We start from the raw sequence: 18,812 nt of genomic DNA on the forward strand, positions 1-18,812 counted from the left end.
ACGCCTGCATGTACAGGCGTTCGCGGTCGTATAGCGGAAGCAGTCGCGGGTCCATCAGACGGGCGTTCCCACGGTCAGAAATGAGCTGACACTGAACCGCCAGTGAAAGCTAATGGGTTCCTCGGTTCCGCAGTCTGCAGCGACATTCATCAACCCTCCCCGTATCGATTGGCTCATCCGACCGTGTCGATCGACTGCAAACGCGACTTGCATTGTCGACAAAGGGGTCCAGAGCTACCGCTCCCAGTATCAAATGTTTGCAAACCTGCCGATAGGTGCACAATTCTTAAAAACGGGGAGTCGAAGCCCACTCTTATTGCGGCCTGAATGCGAGCGTGCTACGGCGCGTCAACGCATTCGAGCTGAGAGGCGGGAAAGTCCTACGGCTATGAGTTCGTTGCATGTTGTCAGTGACTAAGCGCCTTACGACGATCAGCCGCAGATAACTGCGTAGAGGCATGGCGCAAGGCCAAGGTCAGGCGCGGCCCGTTCGCACCTCGTAGGCGCATGCCGGTCGCATCGAATCGACTATCCGCAGCATCGGCACGCAGTTCCAGCCCTGCGCGATCTAGGCTTGCGTCGAACCGTAGCGGACGAATGAGTAGAGATGGTCGAATAACGAGTGGGAGTTCCAACGGGAACGCCGGTGATCTCGCTCATGCTGCAGCGCCTTACTAAAGAGCAAGAACAACGGCCAAGGGCGCCGTAACACGCCGACACCTTTTCATTCCACAGCGTCAGGGAGGTGTCGAGCGTGAACTGCGTTCGGTGACAACTGTCAAGAAGGGAGCCTCACGATTCGTGTCATTCATTCTCGGCTTGCCGAAGGACCAGGCGGCTGCTGAAGTCGCGCTCACGCCGCAGTTCGACCCGCTCGAACAGCCCATCGGCGATGGCGTTCTAAAGCGCACGCTTCTTCGCGATGTCGCGCCCCTGGTTCAATGTCGCTCGAATGACGATGCAATTATCCGCGCCGCTGATTCCAAGCCGACCACGACCGATGACGAAACTCTCCACGCCATCCTTAGCGATAGCCTGCAAACGATCGTTCTTCAGCACGTCGAGCGGTAGTACGCATCGAGGGTTGCGAACCACTTCCCCTATCGTCGCGCAAACTCACGCAACGCCTCAATTAAACCCAGCCACATTTAACGATACCGCCGATGCAACCGCAGCCGTGGCACACCGTCTTCGCGCACGATCACAACTGCGTTCTGCTCGAATACGGCCATCAGTTCATCGGCGACGAACTCATCGGCTCCGAGCACAAATAAACTAACTTCCGCTCTCCAGACGCCGCCCGGATCGATACCCGCTCCCGCCAGCGCAGTCCGCCCCGACCGACCGATGTACGCGACAAGCGCCTCCTGTCGAACCGCGTTCTCGTGTTCACCGAGTATTTCTCCAAACGGATTGAACGCCGTCAAGAACACCGCGCTCGTCACGCCATGACGCGCCAACAGCGAGGCAACCGCGTCGTTCTTCTCGTCGATGATCATGTCGATCGGCGGCTCGCCATCAATGCGATAAATGGCTGAACGGTAAGCACGCAGCGTGTCGTCGGGAATCGAAGTCATGGCGATACGTTACCGGAGCGCAAAGGCGCACGCAAACGCGGCCATCATTCACAAAACCAGCGCCTATACTGAATTCAGCGTCTCATGCGAGGAGGATGCCATGGCACGCAAGTACATCGATTGCCGCGAGTTTCCGAGCGACACGAACTGCACGGTCGCGTTATCCGCCGACTCCGAAGACGAACTGTTGGAAGCCGCCGTGCAGCACGCGGTAAGCGTCCATCGGCATGAAGATTCGCCGGAGTTGCGCTCGGAGCTGAAGAAGCTCTTTCACGACGGCACGCCGCCCGTGGAGCGGCCAGGCGCGTGAGATTCGCGCTCCGCTAACCGAGTTCGAACGTCGTCACGCCGAATACACGATCGAGCGGCGCAGCGGGCGCCGCTCGCGTGTACATGCGCGCCGTTTCGAAGTCGCTGGTCATGTCGTGCTCGGCTGCGAGCGCGACGGCCAACGCGTTGCTCTCCGGTACATCGAGAAACACGGTCTCGCCTGCGATCGATGAAACCAGCGCCCGATAAAGCGCGCGTGCAGTCGGCAAATCATCGGCGAAAAGCGGGCCGATCTTGTATCCGTTACGGCAACGACGCACGACGCCGTATCCGCGCACGATTTCGCCATCGACTGCGGCGAGCGCACGCGCCTCGCGCTGAGCGATCCACGCGCGCAAGAATGCCGGACGCGCCGACATGAAGCAGCGCGCGTCGTAGTCGCACAGGCGATCGAACGGAACGCTCGACGCATCCACTATCGCGACACCGGACAATCGATCGTCACCACGCATCGCTACGGTTCGATAACGCACATTGCGATACGCCAGCACGAAGCCCGACTTTCGATAGTTGGGCTGCTGCGCAATGACGCCGTCGAGTCCGACGTTGCGTTCGCCCAGATACGCGATGCCGGCGCGCCAGAGACGTATTCCAAAGCCGTTGCTGCGCCATTCTGGCCGCACGATGTAGAGGCCGATGAAGCCGAACGCGTCGTCGTAGGCCACCGCCGATATGCAGCCGATGGGTTCATCGTCCCATGTGCCAATGAAAAAGCCGTCGGGGTCGGCCGCATGGAAGCAGCGCGCATCGTCGAGGCCGGGATTCCATCCCTCCGCCGCGGCCCAGTCGAGCGCCGTGGCGAGATCGGCCAGGTTCATGCGACGGATGATGAAACGAGCGTTATCGGGACTGGGTGACATGCGGCGCGCCTTATCGGAATGGGCGGTGCATGCAGTGTCGCGCGTTTGCGGCTTGGGGAAAAGACAGGCGGAAGAAACAGGCGGGGAGAAATGATGAACAGCGGGGGCACAACGGCAAGGGCTACGCCATCACTACGTGCAGCCTGTACGCCGCTCGCTGCGGCTAAAGCTTTGACGCGAGCGCCAGTCTTCAGAGCGCAGCACGTATTCGCCGTCCTCGCGCGCTTCGTGCTCGGAGCCGAACCCTTCGTCGCTATAGGCGACCACTTTCATCCCGCCGCCGGCTGCGCGTTCAACGGTGATTCCCCAATGCCAGCCGCCTTCCTGATGAAAGACATGTAGCGTCGGATTCGGTGATGTGGTCAGTTCCATATATGCGGCTCCTACAAGTCGACGTTCGCCATGCTTCCTGACTTGACGCGCGTTCTTGATGACGGACGCTTCGAGTTAGCCCCTTTCATGGGCAAAGATTTCATGCGGCAATGCCGGCTCCCTGAACAGCATACTCAATGAAATGCTGCGTCGCAACACGGGCTTTCCCCAGCGTGGTGTCGATGAAACGTTTAGCGGGCGAAGCACTAAACATAGAGGTAAATCGCTACCAGATGTAACGTTCACTCCGCGTGCGCCCGCAACAGATACCGCCCGATTGCTTACGTTTTAGTTACGCGGCATTCAGGCAGCATCCTCGTCACACGTTGCTTTGCACTTACATGTCGACGACGCGATTAAAGTCACCGCGTCATTGCCGTGCATCAGGCGCATAAGCGACGCATCTAAGCCCGCGGCTTATCTCCACGGAGAATACGTCGCGCGATGCTCCAGCGATGCACTTCCGACGGGCCATCGTAGATGCGGAACGCGCGCATGTCAGCGAAAATCCGCGCGACCACGGTCTCATGCGTGACGCCCTGCCCACCCAGCACTTGCACCGAGCGATCCACGACGCGCCATAACGCTTCCGACGACACGACCTTCGCGATGCTCGACTCATGCTTGCCGAGCACGCCCTGATCGAGCACCCACGCGCAGTGCCAGATGGCGAGCCGCGTCACATGCAGATCCATCTCGTTGTCGGCGAGCATGAAGCCGACGCCTTCGTGTTCGCCGAGCGCCTTGCCGAACGCCTGCCGCCGTCGCGCATGTTCGCTCGCGACATCGTGCGCGCGGCGTGCCGCACCGAGCCAGCGCATGCAGTGCGTAAGACGCGCGGGCGAAAGACGAACCTGTGCATAGCGAAAGCCTTCACCCGGCTCGCCGAGCACGTTTGCAGCCGGCACGCGCAGGCCATCGAAACGCACCACGCCATGACCGCCCGGAAAACACGTATCGAGCGAATCCATCGAACGCTCGATCACGATGCCTTCGCTCTTCATGTCGGCGAGAAACATGGTCGCGGGGCCATCGGCGAACTTTGCCATGATGATCGCGACAGCCGCGCCTTCCGCGCCGGTAATGAACCACTTGCGGCCATCGATGACGTACTCGTCGCCATCCCGCGTGGCGATGGTCTGCAGCATCGCCGGGTCCGCGCCCGCGCCGGGCGGCGGCTCCGTCATGCAGAAGCACGAGCGAATCTCGCCCGCCGCCAGAGGACGCAGCCAGCGCTCCTTCTGCTCGGGCGTTGCGATGGCTTCCAGCAAATGCATGTTGCCTTCATCCGGCGCGGCGATGTTCAGCGCAACCGGCCCGAGCGGTGAATAACCCGCTTCTTCGAAGAGGATCGCCTTGGCGACGTGTCCCAGTCCGAGCCCGCCATATTCCGGCGATACATGGCTCGATAACAAACCCGCCTTGCGCCCCTTGGCGATGAGTTCGGCGCGCAAGTCCTCGTTCGGGCCATGCGGCGTGCAACGCGGATCGCGCTCGAATGGCACGATCTCCTCTGCGATGAACGCGCGCACGCGGGCTTGCAATTCGGTCAGTTCGGGCGAAAGCGAAAAGTCCATCGGCGGTCCTTGGTTTTCGTTGAGTAAAGCGCGCTTAGCCTTGCGCGCGCCCTTCTTTATTCATCGTATTCGCTGTACTTGCGCGCATCGCCGCGAACCTTGTGCACCGGATACTTCACACGATTGATCGCCATCTTCTCGAGCAGCGCGCCGTGCAAATCGACATCGAGTGAATCCGCCAGCATGATCAGATAGGCGAGGACGTCGGCCATTTCATGGCGAACGGCGCGCAGTTTGGCGTCGTCGAGTTCGATCTTGTCGCCAGTGGCAAGCCATGTGAACGGCTCGAGCAACTCGCTTGCTTCGACGCTCAATGCCGCCGCCAGATTCTTGGGCGAATGGAAACGGCTCCAGTCCCGCTCGCGCACGAATTCGCGCAGCACATCGCGCATTGCCATGAGTTCGCTTGTTGCCTTGCTAGCGTCTGACTCATTCATTCGTCATCTCACTCATTGCGATTGCGCGGGATAAAGGCCCAGCGTCCGCGCGTGCAATCGTGCAAGGCCGAGCAGCGCATTGGTAAAAGGCGTGGGCACGCCGGTCATCGCGCCGAGCTCTTGCACCGAAGTCACGAGCGCATCTAGTTCGACGGCCTTGCGCGCTTCGACATCCTGCAGCATCGACGTTTTCATCGCGCCCAGCTTGAGCGTGACCGCGTGACGATCGGCCGGTTCCTGTTCGATCGCAATGCCGAAGCGCGCGCCAATCTCTTTCGCTTCGAGCATCACCTGAGTGACGAAGTCGCGCACCAGATCATCGCTGAGGATGCGATCCGTCGTCGCGCCGGTGATCGCGCTGATCGGGTTCATCGTCATGTTGCCCCACAGCTTGAACCACACATCGCGCTGGATCTGCCGCGACATGGACGCGTCGAAGCCCGCCTGAGCGAGAAGCTCGACGAGCGATTCGACTCGCTCGCTCGGTTTGCCGCTCGCCTCGCCAAGAATAAGCCCCTTGCCCTGTCGATGACGGATGACACCCGGCGCTTCGACAAAGCAGCTCGCATGGACGACGCAGCCGACCGTCTGCGCGACGGGGATGGCCGCAGCGATCGCGCCATGCGGATCGACTGATGCAAGACGCCGGCCGGCGAACGCGTCGCCCAGGCCTTCGCAGAACCACCACGGCACGCCGTTCATCGCGGTCAGCACGGTCGTATGCGAGCCGATCAGCGGCGCGATGTGCGCGGCCACCGATTCCATCGCCGGCGCTTTGACTGCGATCACGACCAGGTCCTGCGGCCCGAGATCTGCCGGTGCGGCGCTCGTCCTCACCTGCACCTCATGCGTCGCGTCCTGCTCGACGAGCCTCAGCCCGTGCGTCTGCAGCGCGTCGAGCGTCGCGCCGCGTGCGACGACGCTGACATCGCATCCTGCCTGCGCGAGCTTCACGCCGATCCACCCGCCGATCGCCCCTGCGCCGTATATGCAAACCTTCATCGTGCCGTCCTCGCCATGAGCCGTGAAGCGCCCATTGTAAGAGCAGTCGCGCGCTTTGCACGACTGGTGCAAACGATCGAATTTAAGCGCGGCCGGCGCTTTTTCAAGAGCGCGAAAACGAATAAAAGAGCACGTTGAAAATGCACGATGCGCTATTGAAACGATAGACGCCGCTCCTATTTTCGATGCAACGGCGGCGGCGCGATTCGCGGCCTTCAACGATCAACCCGTCGATCAACTTATTCGCATTATCGGAGGCTGGACCATGAGTGACTTCTACTTTGGCGGCGACCTGTTTCAGGAGCTGGACCGCATGCAACGGCAAGTGTCGAATCTATTCGGCAATCTTCCTTCGAGCATTCGTTCGAGCCGCACCGATGTCTTTCCGCAATTGAATATCGGCAGCACCGACGACGCCGTCGAAATCGTGGCGTTTGCGCCGGGCGTCGATCCCGCATCGCTCGATGTCACCGTCGACAAGGGCACGCTGACGATCAGCGGCGAGCGCAAGGCCGAGACCCCGACCGAAGGCGCGCGCACTTATGCGAAAGAGCGCTTCACGGGCAGCTTCCGCCGCGTGATCGAGCTGCCGCAAAACGCGGACATCGACAAGGTCACGGCCCGTTATGAGAACGGCACGCTGTCCATTACCGTCGGCAAGCGCGAAGCGTCCAAGCCGCGCGCCATCACCATTCAGTAATCGAAGATCCGGAGCACACCATGACCGACACGACTCAGATTGCCCAGCGCAACGAAAGCGAAGTCACGCGCAAGAACGATGAAACGGTGCGCCGCGCAACGATCACGCCGCCCGTCGATATCGTCGAAGACAGCCACGGCATCACGCTATGGGCCGATCTGCCCGGCGTGCCGCGCGACAAGCTCGATGTAAAAGTGCATGACGCAAGGCTCTATATCGAAGCGGAAGCCGTCGTATCGGCGCATGCGGGATTGCGCGTGCATCATGCCGAAGTGCGCGCGCCGCGCTTTGCCCGCGCCTTCACTGTCAGCGATGATTTCGACACCACGAAAATCGACGCCAATCTCACGAATGGCGTTCTGAAGCTGACCATTCCGCGCCGCGAAGAAGCACGTCCTCGACGCATCGACGTGCGTTCGAACTGATAAAGCCCGAGCGAACAATGGCCGCGAATCTCGCGGCCATTTTTTTATCTGGCGCGAGTGTCCCTTTATACTTCTGGCGGCGGTTCAGAACTACTCGAATTCATTGCTAAAGAAAAGGGACGATCGTGAATAGGCTGTTGACGGTGTTAGTGGGTTCCATGCTGGCCGTGTCCATCGGCGCACAGGCGAAAGACTGGTCGACCATTCGCTTTGGCGTCGACGCCAGCTATCCGCCGTTCGAATCGAAAGCGCCTGACGGCAAGCTCGTCGGTTTCGATATCGATGTCGGCAATGAGTTGTGCCGCCGCTTGCAAGCGAAATGCGTGTGGGTCGAAAACGCATTCGACGGCATGATTCCGGGCCTCAAATCGCGCAAGTTCGACGGCGTGCTGTCCACCATGTCGATGACGCCCTCGCGCGTCAAGCAAATCGCCTTCTCCAGCAAACTCTTTCACGTCCCGACGCGCCTCGTCGCAAAGCGCGATTCGAAGATCGAGCCGACGGCGGAATCGCTTGCGGGCAAATCGGTCGGCGTCGAGCAAGGCTCGATGCAGGAGACCTATGCCAAGGCGCATTGGGGCGCTAAAGGCGTGACGGTCGTATCGTATGCGGATCAGGATCAGGTCTATGCGGACTTGCTGACTGGCCGCCTCGATGCATCGCTGCAAAACGCGGTGCAGGCGGAACGCGGTTTTCTGGAGACGCCGCGCGGCAAGCCTTACGCTTTTGCCGGTCCGGCGCTCGAAGACAGCGCGATCTTCGGTCCCGGCACGGCCATCGGCCTGCGCAAGGAAGACACCGATCTCAAGGACAAGCTCGACGGCGCCATCGCCGCGATGATCAAGGACGGCACGTACAAGCGCATCGAGCAGAAATACTTCGACTTCGACATCTACGGCGAGTGAGCTGTGCGGTTTTCTCCGATAATTAACGCAGCCTTGCGATAGGGACTGTCGTTATTGCACGAACGGCACGCTGAAACTTACACTGAAAATCACGATAGTTTCGGCGTTTCGCGGGTGGCCGCCATCGGCATGGACCTTGCATCGAGGCGGCACATGGAGAACTGCTTCGGGGACATCATGCATCACTCGATCGAACCTCACGAGCTTGGAAAAGTCGACCTCGCATGCTTTCAGATCGTGCAGGTTTCCGACGGCACGAATACCGTCGTGCTTTGGGAAGCGCCCGATCCGGAGGCTTCAATGCCTCTGCACATGCAGGCCGCGACGCTGACCATTCGTCTGTGCGACCCACTCAACCCGGTGCGCAGAAAGGACGTATGCGAGCGTTTGCAGGCGCATCTCGCGGCATCGCGAAGGGCAAACAAGAGCGCGGCGCGCCAGCGCACGCACGCGCATCGCTCGGGCACGGCGCAACATCGCGTTTGAGCGGCTAGCTGCGGCTATAGCGATTTGCTCAGGAAATCCCACAGCGCATCGTCGACGGAATACGGGACGTTGAAGCGAAAACACGCGCTCGGCGCATCGCCCGGCCGAAAGTACGAACCGGGCGCGAGCCAGATGCCGTGCTCGAGCGCGCGCGTCGCGACCGTGCCTGCATCCGAAGGATCGATCGGCAAACTGGCCCACACGAACAGACCGGCGCGCGGACGCCTGAACAAGGTCACGCCCAGTGCATCCAGGCGCTCTTCGACGAGCGCATGCGCGTCCTTGAGCTTGTCGGCGACGAATTCGACGTGCCGCGCATAACGCCCTTCGGTCAGCACTTTTTCGACGATACGCTCCGTCGCTTCCGACGAAGTCAGGCCCACGGCCATCTTCGTGCGCGCCAGCTCGCGCAGCACGTCGCGCTCGGCAACGACGTAGCCGCATCGCAGCGACGGCGTGATGGTCTTCGCAAAACCGCCGACGTACAACACGCGATTCAAGCCTTCCATCGCCGCCAGCAGTGGCGCGCCGGGCGGGGCCAGTTCGCGGTTCACGTCGTCCTCGACGACCCACATGCCATGACGCTCCGCAATCTGCATCAGCCGGAACGCGGATGCCATGCTGAACGTCGCGCCAGTCGGATTTTGCAGCGTCGTATTGAGGAAGATGGCCTTCGGCCGATGCTCAATCACGATGCGCTCGAACACGTCCGTATCGATGCCCGCCACCGTGCGCGGGACGCCATGCACGTCCAGTCCGGCGAGCTTGAGAATCTGCAGCAGATTGCAGTAGCCGGGGTCCTCGACGACCACCGCGTCGCCGGGGCGCAGCAAGGTGCGCACGATCAGATCGAGCGCCTGCGTCGCGCCCGCTGTCAGCAGCACGTTGGTCGCGGCATCGACCGGCAAGCCATGACGATCCAGTTGCTCGGCAATGCGTTCACGCAGCGGCGCGAAGCCGTACGGGTGCCCGTAATCCGCGAGGCGCGCCGCCGGCACGCGACTCATCGCGCGCAACGCATGGTGCAGGCCGCTTTCGTTGACCCATTCGTTCGGCAGCCAGCCGCAGCCGGATTTGATCGGCACCGAATGATCGGCGAAGACATCGGAGAGCAGCCATGTCGCCGTGAGGCTCGGCGGCTGCCATTCGACCGGGCGCGGGCGTTTGGAGCGGTCGCGCTGCGCCACGCGATAGCCCGAACCGCGCCGCGCGGTCACGAGCCCCATCGATACGAGCCGGCCATAGGCTTCTGTCACCGTGAAGGTGCTCAGGCCCTGTTGCCCGGCCAGACGGCGCACGGACGGCAGAATTGCGCCCGCGCGCAGGGTCTCCGCTTCGATCGCGGACGAAAACGCGCGCACGAGTTGTTCGACGAGCGTCGGCGCTTGCCGTGAACCGCGCTCCAGCTTCAGTTCTATCATGGGATGGTTCGACCGATGTCAGCCAACACAGTTTGCCGCATTTTGCCAGCACAGTTGGCAGCGCAGTAAAGCGACTGTCTATGCCGCGCAATTTTGTCCGGCACTAGAGTGAGCGTTCTTTCCCGGAGACCCGTTATGAATGCTCGCCCCGTCATCGATGATCTGTCGTCGTTCTGGATGCCTTTCACCGCGAACCGCCAGTTCAAGAGCGCGCCGCGTCTCTTGGAAAGCGCGAAAGGGATGTACTACCGCTCGACCGATGGCCGCGAAGTGCTCGACGGCTGCGCGGGTCTCTGGTGCGTGAACGCGGGCCATTGCCGCGACGAAATCGTCGATGCCGTGCAGAAGGCGCTCGGCACGCTGGATTTCGCGCCGACGTTCCAGATGGGACATCCGCTCGCGTTCGAGGCGGCGTCCAAAGTGGCCGCGCTGATGCCCGAAGGACTGGACCGCATCTTCTTCACGAACTCCGGCTCCGAGTCGGTCGACACGGCGCTCAAGATCGCGATTGCCTACCATCGGGCGCGCGGCGAAGGACAGCGCACGCGCCTCATCGGGCGGGAGCGCGGCTATCACGGCGTGGGCTTCGGCGGCATTTCGGTGGGCGGCATCGCGCCGAATCGCAAGACGTTTTCCGGCGCGCTGCTGCCGTCGGTCGATCATCTGCCGCATACGCATGATCTCGCCCACAACGCGTTTTCGAAGGGACAGCCCGCGTGGGGCGAGCACCTCGCGGATGAACTCGAACGCATCGTCGCGCTGCACGACGCATCGACGATCGCGGCGGTGATCGTCGAACCGGTCGCGGGTTCCACCGGCGTGCTGATACCGCCGAAGGGCTATTTGCAGAAGCTGCGCGACATCTGCACGAAGCACGGCATCCTGCTGATTTTCGATGAAGTCATCACCGGCTTCGGCCGTCTCGGCGCAGCGACCGCAAGCGCGTTCTTCGGCGTGACGCCTGACCTCATCACGATGGCCAAGGCGATCAACAACGCGGCCATTCCGATGGGCGCAGTCGCCGCGCATCGCCGGGTGCACGACGCCATCGTCGATGCAGGCGCGGCCAACGCCATCGAACTGTTTCACGGCTACACGTATTCCGCCCATCCGGCGGCGACCGCGGCGGCCATCGCCACACTCGATCTTTACGCACGCGACAAGCTCTTCGAGCGCGCGGCATCGAAGGCGGAGAAGTTCGAAAGCGCGGCGCACGCGCTGCGCGACGCGCCGTTCGTAAAGGACATTCGCAATCTCGGACTCGTCGCCGGGATCGAGCTCGAATCGCGCGAAGGCGCGCCGGGCGCGCGCGCCTATGAGGTCTTCGTCAAGTGCTTCGAGGCGGGCGTGCTGGTGCGCTATACCGGCGACATCCTCGCGTTCTCGCCGCCGCTCATCATCGAAGACGATCAGATCGATCAGATCTTCGGGACCGTGCGGAAGGTGCTGGAAAGCGTGAAGTAGGTTTGAGACGATCGCGCGTGTCTATGAGACGCGCGCGCATTCACGCCGATGCGGTGCGCCCCCTACAGTTGAGCCATGCCATGCAGATGGCGATCAACGAACCCAGGAGCGCACCATGTCACGTCTTTCTCAGATCAACGTCAACGAAGCCAGCGGCAAGACCGCCGAACTTTTCACCGCCATCAAGAAGGCCGCCGGCCGCGTGCCGAACGCGTATGCGACGGTCGGCACGCACAGCCCCGGCGCACTCGGCGCGGCGCTCGCCAACGACGCCGTGCTCGCAAAGAGCAGTCTCGACAAGGCCGATGCCGAAGCCATCAAGCTTGCCGTCAGCGAACTCGCGGGCTGTGACTACTGTGCTGCGGCGCATACGGTCGTCGGCAAGATGGCCGGCCTCACGCAACTGGAAACGCAGCAGATCCGCGCGGGCGAGGCGACCGGCAACGCGAAGCGCGATGCGCTCGTGCGCTTCGTGCGGCAAGTGGCGGATTCGCGCGGCACCGTCGATGCCCGCGTGCTCGCGGATGTGCGCGAAGCCGGCTACACGGAAGCGCAAGTCATCGACGCGCTGTTCGCGATGAGCGTCATCAACTTCACGAACCTCGTCAATCGCGTGAATGACACCACGCTGGATTTCCCCGCGCTGGTCTAAGGCTTAGTAAAGCGATCGACGATCGTGCTGACCAGATCCACTGGCACCGGAAAGACGATCGTCGAGTTCTTGTCGCCGGCGATCGTCGTCAGCGTCTGCAAGTAGCGCAACTGCATCGCCTGCGGCGCCTGCGCGAGCATCTGCGCCGCCTGCAGCAGCTTCTCGGACGCCTGCAATTCGCCTTCCGCATGAATGATTTTCGCGCGACGCTCGCGCTCGGCTTCGGCCTGACGGGCGATCGCGCGAATCATCGTCTCGTTGATGTCCACGTCCTTGATCTCCACGTTCGACACCTTGATGCCCCACGCATCGGTCTGCGCATCGAGCACGCGCTGAATGTCGCTGTTGAGGCGCTCACGCTCGGACAGGAGTTCGTCCAGTTCGTGCTTGCCAAGGATCGCGCGCAGCGTGGTTTGCGATAGCTGGCTCGTCGCATCCAGAAAGCGCGCGACCTGAATCACGGCCTTCTCCGGATCGACGACGCGAAAGTACACCACGGCGTTCACCTTCACCGACACGTTGTCGCGCGTGATGACGTCCTGCGGCGGCACGTCGAAGACGACCGTGCGCAGGTCCATGCGAACGACCTGCTGCACGACCGGAATGATCAGCACGAGCCCCGGTCCTTTCACCTTCCAGAAGCGCCCGAGCATGAACACGACGCCGCGCTCGTACTCCCGAAAAATCCGCACCGCCGACGCCAGGAGGAAAATGACGAGCGCAATCACGATGCCGCTAAAGCCGAAAGTAAGCCCCATGTCCCTAGCCTCTCAAGCTGCCTGCTGACGTTGATCTTCGAGCGGCTCGACGGTGAGCGTGAGCCCGTCGCGCGTGACGACCCGCACGCGCTCGCCCGCACCCGGCAAGCCGCCTGTACCGGTCGCCTGCACGCGCCAGCGTTCGCCGTGCACGCGCGCCCATCCGCTGCCGCCGTCCGATTCCAGCATCACGCCGATGCTGCCCAGCATCGCCTCGCCGCCGCTCACGACGGGACGCTTGCGCGCCTTCAACGCGATGCCCGACACCGCGAACACGAAAAGCGCCGTGGTCGCCGCGAGCGCGAGCACGATGCCGATCGGCACGCCGAAGCCGGGCACGTCGGTATCGATCAGCATCAGCGCGCCGATCGCGAAAGCCACGATTCCGCCGATGCCGAGTGCGCCGAACGTCGGCAGGAACATCTCCGCGATCAGACAGCCGGTGCCGAGCAGAATCAGTCCCAGCCCGACGTAGCTGATCGGCAGGAGTTGCAGCGCGAACAATCCGACGAGCAGGCAGATCGCGCCGGCGACACCCGGCAGCACGAAGCCCGGATTGGCGAACTCGAAAAAGAGCCCGTACATGCCGATCATCATCAAGATCAGCGCGACGCTCGGATCGGTGATGGCCGCGAGAAAGCGGCTGCGCCAGTCGGGCTGAAGGGCGATGACCGGCGCCGCCCGCGTCGCGAGGATGCGTTCGCCCAGCGCGGTCCGCACGTGGCGGCCGTCGAGTTTCGCGATCAGATCGGGCGTGTCGGTGGCGGTCAGGTCGATCACTTTCTGCGCGAGCGCTTCGTTCGCCGACAGCGCGACGGCCTCGCGCACCGCGCGCTCCGCCCATTGCTCGTTGCGGCCCCGCAACTGCGCGAGGCCGCGGATATAGGCGGCGGCGTCCTGCACCTGCTTGCGCGTCTCAGCGGTCGACTCGTCGGGCGACGACGCCGCCCGCTCCTTGCCGCCCATGCCGATCTGGATCGGCGTGGCCGCGCCGAGATTCGTGCCGGGCGCCATTGCGGCGATATGACTGGCATAGACGATGTACGTGCCCGCGCTCGCCGCCCGCGCCCCGCTCGGCGCGATGAACGCGGCCACCGGCACCGGCGACGCGAGAATTGCCTGGATGATGGCGCGCATCGAAAGGTCGAGGCCACCGGGCGTATCGATGCGCAGCACGGCGAGTTGCGCGTGCTCGTCGGCGGCGCGGGAAAGCGAGCGCACGACGAAGTCCGCGCTCGCGGGGCCGATTGCGCCCGACAGCGGGATCACGACCACCGGCGCGGCGGCGTCCGCTCGCAGCGCGACAAAGCCGAGCGCCGCCGCCAGCAGGAAGCGTCGGACGAAGCGGAGTAGCCAGTCAGCGGAATTCGTTGTCATCGGCAATCGCCGGCCGCACCGGCGTCGCTCACGGTCTCGCTTTCAGCTTAGGCGATAGAACCGTCGTCCGGTCGATGATCTTCTCGACATCGGCGGTCTCGCCCAGTTCGGAGACGAAGCGCGTTTTGTCGAAATCGGGCGATACGCACCCGTCGATATAAATGAAGCGGCGCTGTAAGGTAAGCCACAGGCTCGTTTTCTCGCGCCAGTGCAGCGATGCGTTCAGCGCGTTGAGGCGGCGCGTGACGCTTTCGGCGATTTCCTTGTCGTAGCCGTAGCTGTTCGGCAGGCGGCAGCGGCCCGCGATCCAGCAGCTATTGCCGCGTTCGATGCGGTAGTGTGAATCGGCGAGCCATTCCTGTTCGGTTTGCACTGGGCCGCTCGGCGTCGGGCAGGCGACAATGGCGCTGGAGACGTGCAGGAAAGGATCGTTGCCGCGGTTGGCGGGCGTGTTGGCGGGCGCATCGGCCGGCGCATCGGCTGGCGTATCGGCGGCGTGCGCGGCGCGCAGCAGCGTCGCGATGACGACAGCGAGCACGCGCGTCGTATTCGTGGTGGAAAGCGATGGTCGCATCGGCGGCGGCGTCCGTGAACCTGCAATCGAGAAGCATAGTCCATCAACGTGAACCCTCAACTCGATACGAGAACGACATGAAACAGGCACTTCACCATCTGAGGCTCGCCACGGGCTCGCGCGGGCTGCATGAAGTCACGCGCGATATCGACCGGTGGATCGATATGCAGGATATCCGCACCGGCCTGCTGACGGTCTTCTGCCGGCACACGTCGGCGTCGCTGCTGATTCAGGAAAACGCCGATCCCGACGTGCGCGCGGACCTCGAACGCTATTTCGAAACGGTCGCGCCCGAAGCGCCGGGCCGCTATATCCACGACGCCGAAGGCCCCGACGACATGCCCGCGCATCTGCGCACGGCGCTGACGAACGTGCAGCTTTCGATTCCGGTCGAAGCCGGACGCATGGTGCTCGGCACGTGGCAAGGCATCTATGTGTTCGAGCACCGGGCGTCGCCGCATGATCGGGAACTGGTGCTGCATCTGATCGGCGAGTGAGCGCGTCGTGCAAACAGGAAGCGCTGTTCCTGCTGCGTCACGGTTTCTCGATGGCCCGATCGGCTAATCCGCACGTGTGGTCCTGTAGCTCTTCCGACGACGCCCAGTCGCCGAGACCGACGTGATCGTTGAGCAGATAGAACGCGGGCGCGCCGTCGCTGCGCACCGCACCGGCGAGCAGCAGCGTCTGATCGCCCATCGCGCCGCCTTCGCGGGCGACCGTCGCTGCGAGCAGCTTGAACGGATCGGTGTGCGCGAGATCGGCTTCGTCGATGCGCATCGCGCGATAGCGATGCCCGCGCAGGCGCATCGGCAGCGGCGTCCACTCGGCGCCGATGCCCGGCCCCGCCGCGCGCAGCGCCTCGCCGACATCCGCGGCGAGGCAATCGATGTGAATGTGCAACTGGTTCTGCGAGCGCCCGCTCGCGGAATTGATCGCGAGCGAGATTTCGTCGCGGGGCAAGGGGCGGCGCAATGCGCCCTCAACATAGCGGCGGGCTTGCCATGCATCGCGCCAGTAGTTCGGGGCATCGGCGGCGAGCAGTTCCGGACTCTCGATGCCGCTGATGCGCGCCGTCGGAATCAGCAGATATTGCGCGACCCCGACGATGTCCTTCAGCACCGCATAGCCGCCGGCGAGATCGACGTCCGCGCACGGCTGCCTGACGGGCGCGCCATGCGCCGCCGGGACGCACTGTCCGTTGACGATATTCCACAGCGCGTCGGGATTCGCGGCGCGAGCGGGCGGGAGGACGAGCCCAAGCGCGGCGGCGACGCCGAATACGACGATCTTTCTGATGATGTGCATCGGCAGCAATCCGGCAGGCAAGAAAGTTAGCGTGCCGAATTATGCATGCGAATCGTGTCGGCGCTGCGCAAGCGCGAAAATCGGCCGCGCATGAAGAAAGCGCCAGCCGCGAACAACACGGCTGGCGCTTTCTGACTGCTTCCTGCGGTACTACGTACTACGTTTCTCGCACTTCACAGCTACTGCCAACGTCTACTGCCCAACGTCTACTGCTACCGCTCTTCGCCTTAATGGCCGAAGTACACCGAATTGCGATCCGACATCGAGATGGTCGCACCCGAACGCGAGCCCGACTGCGCCGTGCCGGCAGCCGACGGACCGTACGAGGTTGCCGCGACGCCTTGCTCAGCGTTCACACGCGCTTGAGCAGCCTGCAGATTTTGCGGATACGTCACGCGATCCTGCGACGGGTTGTAGCCGGCCTTCTCGAGTTGAACCAGTTCGCTGCGAACCTGCTCGCGGGTCAGCGCGCCGTTGTTTTGCGCGAAAGCGAAGGTCGGAGCGGCCAGAGCCGAAGCGATGACGAGAGCCGGAACAAAGGACTTGATCATGATGAAACCTCCAGTATCTTGTTTTGAGATCGAAACCGAAATCGGAAGCTTTTTAAGCGGTGTCTGATTTCGTTTCGTTGAAAACAAGTTTAGGAGCGCCGCGCACTAGGGGAAACCCCTATTTGAGCGAAAGATATTTGTTGAATTGACAACAATCGCGCTCAGGACGTGGGCGCTACCGCGCGTTGATCGACGCGATAGATGGTTGATTTCAAAGCAATTATGGCCGGCACCGCACCTGCACGAAGCCCGCGGCCGGCACCGACCATTGCGCCCGCGTCAGCCGGCCGTCACTTCCGCGCCAGTCAGGCTGCCGCGATGTACTCGACCGCCGCTCCGAGCAATTCCCGCAATAGCGGTTGGACCTCGCTCGCGCGCGCTTCGTCGTACGCATAGGGCGATGATTCCTGCATGTAGGTCGCCTGCGTCAGTTCCAGTTGAACCGCGTGGATACCGCTCGCGGGATCGCCGTAGCGCCGGGTGATGTAGCCGCCCTTGAAACGCCCGTTGGCCACGCTGGAATATCGGCCGTCGCGATCGACGATTTCAGCGAGCCGCTCGGCAAGCCCCGCCGCCGCCGATGCGCCATCCGCCGTGCCGAAGTTGAACTCGGGGAGCCGGCCGTCGAAGAAGCGCGGCACGACCGAGCGGGTCGAATGCGCTTCCCACAGCAGCACGCGGCCATGCGCGTCGCGCAGCGCGGCGAGTTCGGTCGCGAGCGCGTCGTGGTACGGCTGCCAGTACAACGCGCGGCGCGCATCGATCTGTTCGCGCGACGGCGCATGCCCCGGCAGATAGAGCGGCTCCTTGTCGAAGGTATCGACGGGACAGAGGCCGGTCGTGTCGCGGCCCGGATAGAGATTCGCGTCGTCGGGCGGACGATTCAGGTCGATCACGTAGCGCGCATACTCAGGCAGCAGAATCGACGCGCCCATCTCGCGTGCGAACGCATAGAGCCGTTCGAGATGCCAGTCGCAGTCATCGACGCGCAGCGCGGCGGGCGTCATTTCTTCGGCGAGCGCCTCCGGAATGCGCGTGCCTCGATGCGGAACGGAGACCAGAAGCGGCGCGGCGCCGCGTTCGAGCGTGTAGATGGAACAATCGTGGGTGGTTTCCATGTTGGCGGTCTCGGTCATTGGGCGTGCCGCGCCTTCGCCGGCGTGCAGGGGGCGATCAGCTTGCGGACAGGCGTTTCACCATGCTCGCAGAAAACTGCGCGGGAAAGCCAGTGCTCGCATGGATGTCTGCGGGTGCCGGCACACGCTTCGTCGAGCACGATCCAGTCCGCACGCATGTCCGCCGCGAGCGTGCCGATGTGCGGGCCGTTCGCGTTTGCGCCGCTGTCGAGCGCGGCGGCGAAGAACAGGCGAGCGAAACACGCAATGTCGACGCGAACGAGCGCGACGAGAATCGCTTAGACGACGACCAGCGCGGCGTCGTCGCGGTTCAATTCGCCGTCGCCCCTTGTGTAGTGCGCAAAGAACCGGCTGACGCGCTGTCTCGCCAACGCCGCTAAAGCTCGTCAATGCCGATGTGCAGCCACACGCCATCCTGCGTCGATGCGACTCGAACCGGCGTTCGATCCGTGCGCAGCGTGTCGCCGGGACCAAGCGTCGTGCTTTCACCGTCGACGCTCAGGCTGCCGCTCACGCAATAAATAAACGTGAGATCGTGCCGGCCCGTGACTTCGCAAGACGCACCGCGCCGCACCTCGACCGACGCCCGCGCCCGATCGCGCCGCACCATGACGTTGAAGTCGCGTGTTCGTCCCGCCAGCAGGCTCGCGTGAATCGCCGTTTCGCCTGCGAAGCGCGTCATCGCGAGCGGCCGATCCAAGACATGCACGCGCCCGCCCGCTTCGGTGAGCCGCATCCCCGCGCCGTCGAGCAGCACGAGCACGCGATCGACGCCGGGGAACGCGGAGAACGCCCCATCCGCCGATACCTCCGCGACCGACAGACGCCACGCGAACGCATCGAGCGACGCGCCCGGCGGTCCGGCGGCGATCTCGCGCGTGATGCCGCCGCCGTTCTTCCACG

Annotated in this window: 24 protein-coding genes; 10 read left to right on the forward strand and 14 right to left on the reverse strand. The window is 63.1% G+C overall.

Translation table 11 applies throughout. The annotated features are described in order from the left end of the window. Positions 1-801 precede the first annotated feature (801 nt). Positions 802-1,071, forward strand: coding sequence for a hypothetical protein (locus BG57_RS28915; RefSeq protein ID WP_035970415.1), 270 nt, complete (start codon positions 802-804; stop codon positions 1,069-1,071). A gap of 77 nt (positions 1,072-1,148) precedes the next feature. Here the strand turns inward: BG57_RS28915 and BG57_RS28920 are convergent, their stop codons facing one another. After that, positions 1,149-1,499 carry a DUF3293 domain-containing protein gene (locus tag BG57_RS28920; RefSeq protein ID WP_160174768.1) on the reverse strand — a complete coding sequence of 117 codons (351 nt, stop codon included), beginning with the start codon at positions 1,497-1,499 and terminating at the stop codon, positions 1,149-1,151. Between the two features lie 178 nt (positions 1,500-1,677). Here BG57_RS28920 and BG57_RS28925 point away from each other — a divergent pair, with 178 nt between their 5' ends. Beyond that, positions 1,678-1,887, forward strand: a complete 210-nt coding sequence (locus tag BG57_RS28925) for a DUF1059 domain-containing protein (protein WP_035970443.1) — start codon at positions 1,678-1,680, stop codon at positions 1,885-1,887. A 13-nt stretch (positions 1,888-1,900) separates the two neighbouring features. On the opposite strand, the gene BG57_RS28930 is transcribed toward BG57_RS28925, so the two are convergent. The 5 genes from BG57_RS28930 to BG57_RS28950 all read right to left on the reverse strand — a co-directional run bounded on the left by BG57_RS28930 (position 1,901) and on the right by BG57_RS28950 (position 6,155). Beyond that, entirely contained in the window at positions 1,901-2,767 is an 867-nt protein-coding gene (locus BG57_RS28930) for a GNAT family N-acetyltransferase (protein ID WP_035970417.1), read from the reverse strand. 132 nt (positions 2,768-2,899) lie between these two features. After that, positions 2,900-3,139 (reverse strand): hypothetical protein, encoded by a 240-nt coding sequence (locus BG57_RS28935; protein ID WP_035970419.1) that lies wholly within the window; start codon positions 3,137-3,139, stop codon positions 2,900-2,902. Between the two features lie 404 nt (positions 3,140-3,543). Then, on the reverse strand, positions 3,544-4,716 hold the full coding sequence (locus BG57_RS28940; protein WP_035970420.1) for an acyl-CoA dehydrogenase family protein: 1,173 nt from the start codon (positions 4,714-4,716) through the stop codon (positions 3,544-3,546). 56 nt (positions 4,717-4,772) lie between these two features. Beyond that, on the reverse strand, positions 4,773-5,114 hold the full coding sequence (locus tag BG57_RS28945; protein ID WP_229754092.1) for a nucleotide pyrophosphohydrolase: 342 nt from the start codon (positions 5,112-5,114) through the stop codon (positions 4,773-4,775). A 51-nt stretch (positions 5,115-5,165) separates the two neighbouring features. After that, on the reverse strand, positions 5,166-6,155 hold the full coding sequence (locus tag BG57_RS28950) for a 2-dehydropantoate 2-reductase (RefSeq protein ID WP_035970444.1): 990 nt from the start codon (positions 6,153-6,155) through the stop codon (positions 5,166-5,168). A 265-nt stretch (positions 6,156-6,420) separates the two neighbouring features. On the opposite strand from BG57_RS28950, the gene BG57_RS28955 reads away from it, so the two are divergent. From BG57_RS28955 to BG57_RS28970, 4 genes are all read left to right on the forward strand, one after another. Then, positions 6,421-6,855 (forward strand): Hsp20/alpha crystallin family protein, encoded by a 435-nt coding sequence (locus BG57_RS28955; RefSeq protein WP_035970424.1) that lies wholly within the window; start codon positions 6,421-6,423, stop codon positions 6,853-6,855. Positions 6,856-6,875: 20 nt separating this feature from the next. Next, positions 6,876-7,280, forward strand: a complete 405-nt coding sequence (locus tag BG57_RS28960; protein ID WP_035970425.1) for an Hsp20/alpha crystallin family protein — start codon at positions 6,876-6,878, stop codon at positions 7,278-7,280. A gap of 125 nt (positions 7,281-7,405) precedes the next feature. Continuing rightward, positions 7,406-8,185, forward strand: coding sequence for an ABC transporter substrate-binding protein (locus BG57_RS28965; RefSeq protein WP_035970427.1), 780 nt, complete (start codon positions 7,406-7,408; stop codon positions 8,183-8,185). Between the two features lie 153 nt (positions 8,186-8,338). Continuing rightward, positions 8,339-8,671, forward strand: coding sequence for a hypothetical protein (locus tag BG57_RS28970; RefSeq protein WP_035970428.1), 333 nt, complete (start codon positions 8,339-8,341; stop codon positions 8,669-8,671). 14 nt (positions 8,672-8,685) lie between these two features. Here BG57_RS28970 and BG57_RS28975 read toward each other — a convergent pair whose 3' ends face one another. After that, positions 8,686-10,092, reverse strand: coding sequence for an aminotransferase-like domain-containing protein (locus BG57_RS28975; protein WP_035970430.1), 1,407 nt, complete (start codon positions 10,090-10,092; stop codon positions 8,686-8,688). Positions 10,093-10,227: 135 nt separating this feature from the next. Here BG57_RS28975 and aptA point away from each other — a divergent pair, with 135 nt between their 5' ends. Together aptA and BG57_RS28985 are read left to right on the forward strand one after the other, a co-directional pair. Then, positions 10,228-11,556 (forward strand): omega-aminotransferase AptA, encoded by a 1,329-nt coding sequence (gene aptA, locus BG57_RS28980; protein ID WP_035970432.1) that lies wholly within the window; start codon positions 10,228-10,230, stop codon positions 11,554-11,556. Positions 11,557-11,671: 115 nt separating this feature from the next. Beyond that, entirely contained in the window at positions 11,672-12,208 is a 537-nt protein-coding gene (locus tag BG57_RS28985) for a carboxymuconolactone decarboxylase family protein (RefSeq protein ID WP_035970434.1), read from the forward strand. On the opposite strand, the gene BG57_RS28990 is transcribed toward BG57_RS28985, so the two are convergent. From BG57_RS28990 to BG57_RS29000, 3 genes are read right to left on the reverse strand one after another with little or no spacing between them, the layout of a single operon-like run. Further along, positions 12,205-12,966: a slipin family protein gene (locus BG57_RS28990; protein ID WP_035970435.1), complete on the reverse strand. Its 762-nt coding sequence runs from the start codon at positions 12,964-12,966 to the stop codon at positions 12,205-12,207. The two genes, BG57_RS28985 and BG57_RS28990, sit on opposite strands and share 4 nt — an antisense overlap. A 12-nt stretch (positions 12,967-12,978) precedes the next feature. Further along, complete coding sequence (locus tag BG57_RS28995) at positions 12,979-14,343, reverse strand: NfeD family protein (RefSeq protein WP_081851030.1); 1,365 nt, start codon at positions 14,341-14,343, stop codon at positions 12,979-12,981. Positions 14,344-14,371: 28 nt separating this feature from the next. Next, positions 14,372-14,917, reverse strand: a complete 546-nt coding sequence (locus BG57_RS29000; protein ID WP_035970436.1) for a hypothetical protein — start codon at positions 14,915-14,917, stop codon at positions 14,372-14,374. Positions 14,918-14,994: 77 nt separating this feature from the next. On the opposite strand from BG57_RS29000, the gene BG57_RS29005 reads away from it, so the two are divergent. Further along, positions 14,995-15,414, forward strand: coding sequence for a secondary thiamine-phosphate synthase enzyme YjbQ (locus BG57_RS29005; RefSeq protein ID WP_035970438.1), 420 nt, complete (start codon positions 14,995-14,997; stop codon positions 15,412-15,414). 37 nt (positions 15,415-15,451) lie between these two features. On the opposite strand, the gene BG57_RS29010 is transcribed toward BG57_RS29005, so the two are convergent. The 3 genes from BG57_RS29010 to hutG all read right to left on the reverse strand — a co-directional run bounded on the left by BG57_RS29010 (position 15,452) and on the right by hutG (position 17,891). Further along, entirely contained in the window at positions 15,452-16,222 is a 771-nt protein-coding gene (locus BG57_RS29010; protein WP_152562741.1) for a CDP-diacylglycerol diphosphatase, read from the reverse strand. A gap of 227 nt (positions 16,223-16,449) precedes the next feature. Then, positions 16,450-16,770 carry a DUF4148 domain-containing protein gene (locus tag BG57_RS29015; RefSeq protein ID WP_035970447.1) on the reverse strand — a complete coding sequence of 107 codons (321 nt, stop codon included), beginning with the start codon at positions 16,768-16,770 and terminating at the stop codon, positions 16,450-16,452. Positions 16,771-17,078: 308 nt separating this feature from the next. Continuing rightward, positions 17,079-17,891 (reverse strand): N-formylglutamate deformylase, encoded by an 813-nt coding sequence (gene hutG / locus BG57_RS29020; protein ID WP_035970449.1) that lies wholly within the window; start codon positions 17,889-17,891, stop codon positions 17,079-17,081. Between the two features lie 110 nt (positions 17,892-18,001). On the opposite strand from hutG, the gene BG57_RS29025 reads away from it, so the two are divergent. Further along, a complete protein-coding gene (locus BG57_RS29025; protein WP_152562742.1) occupies positions 18,002-18,289 on the forward strand; it encodes a hypothetical protein in 288 nt (95 codons plus the stop codon). Here BG57_RS29025 and BG57_RS29030 read toward each other — a convergent pair. Beyond that, positions 18,286-18,812 (reverse strand): HutD/Ves family protein (locus BG57_RS29030; RefSeq protein WP_035970441.1); only part of this gene is annotated, 527 nt, incomplete at its 5' end. The two genes, BG57_RS29025 and BG57_RS29030, sit on opposite strands and share 4 nt — an antisense overlap.

Source organism: Caballeronia grimmiae (genome assembly GCF_000698555.1).
GTDB lineage: Bacteria > Pseudomonadota > Gammaproteobacteria > Burkholderiales > Burkholderiaceae > Caballeronia > Caballeronia grimmiae.

What these genes read in the sequence shown, in the direction of transcription:
- hutG (WP_035970449.1), bottom strand. Translation starts at nt 17,891, where the DNA reads ATGGAAACCACCCACGATTGTTCCATCTACACGCTCGAACGCGGCGCC.
- BG57_RS28970 (WP_035970428.1), top strand. Translation starts at nt 8,339, where the DNA reads ATGGAGAACTGCTTCGGGGACATCATGCATCACTCGATCGAACCTCAC.
- BG57_RS28945 (WP_229754092.1), bottom strand. Translation starts at nt 5,114, where the DNA reads ATGGCAATGCGCGATGTGCTGCGCGAATTCGTGCGCGAGCGGGACTGG.
- aptA (WP_035970432.1), top strand. Translation starts at nt 10,228, where the DNA reads ATGAATGCTCGCCCCGTCATCGATGATCTGTCGTCGTTCTGGATGCCT.
- BG57_RS28975 (WP_035970430.1), bottom strand. Translation starts at nt 10,092, where the DNA reads ATGATAGAACTGAAGCTGGAGCGCGGTTCACGGCAAGCGCCGACGCTC.
- BG57_RS29000 (WP_035970436.1), bottom strand. Translation starts at nt 14,917, where the DNA reads ATGCGACCATCGCTTTCCACCACGAATACGACGCGCGTGCTCGCTGTC.
- BG57_RS28960 (WP_035970425.1), top strand. Translation starts at nt 6,876, where the DNA reads ATGACCGACACGACTCAGATTGCCCAGCGCAACGAAAGCGAAGTCACG.
- BG57_RS28990 (WP_035970435.1), bottom strand. Translation starts at nt 12,966, where the DNA reads ATGGGGCTTACTTTCGGCTTTAGCGGCATCGTGATTGCGCTCGTCATT.
- BG57_RS28950 (WP_035970444.1), bottom strand. Translation starts at nt 6,155, where the DNA reads ATGAAGGTTTGCATATACGGCGCAGGGGCGATCGGCGGGTGGATCGGC.
- BG57_RS29005 (WP_035970438.1), top strand. Translation starts at nt 14,995, where the DNA reads ATGAAACAGGCACTTCACCATCTGAGGCTCGCCACGGGCTCGCGCGGG.
- BG57_RS28935 (WP_035970419.1), bottom strand. Translation starts at nt 3,139, where the DNA reads ATGGAACTGACCACATCACCGAATCCGACGCTACATGTCTTTCATCAG.
- BG57_RS28940 (WP_035970420.1), bottom strand. Translation starts at nt 4,716, where the DNA reads ATGGACTTTTCGCTTTCGCCCGAACTGACCGAATTGCAAGCCCGCGTG.
- BG57_RS28925 (WP_035970443.1), top strand. Translation starts at nt 1,678, where the DNA reads ATGGCACGCAAGTACATCGATTGCCGCGAGTTTCCGAGCGACACGAAC.
- BG57_RS28985 (WP_035970434.1), top strand. Translation starts at nt 11,672, where the DNA reads ATGTCACGTCTTTCTCAGATCAACGTCAACGAAGCCAGCGGCAAGACC.
- BG57_RS28955 (WP_035970424.1), top strand. Translation starts at nt 6,421, where the DNA reads ATGAGTGACTTCTACTTTGGCGGCGACCTGTTTCAGGAGCTGGACCGC.
- BG57_RS28930 (WP_035970417.1), bottom strand. Translation starts at nt 2,767, where the DNA reads ATGTCACCCAGTCCCGATAACGCTCGTTTCATCATCCGTCGCATGAAC.
- BG57_RS29010 (WP_152562741.1), bottom strand. Translation starts at nt 16,222, where the DNA reads ATGCACATCATCAGAAAGATCGTCGTATTCGGCGTCGCCGCCGCGCTT.
- BG57_RS28995 (WP_081851030.1), bottom strand. Translation starts at nt 14,343, where the DNA reads ATGACAACGAATTCCGCTGACTGGCTACTCCGCTTCGTCCGACGCTTC.
- BG57_RS28920 (WP_160174768.1), bottom strand. Translation starts at nt 1,499, where the DNA reads ATGATCATCGACGAGAAGAACGACGCGGTTGCCTCGCTGTTGGCGCGT.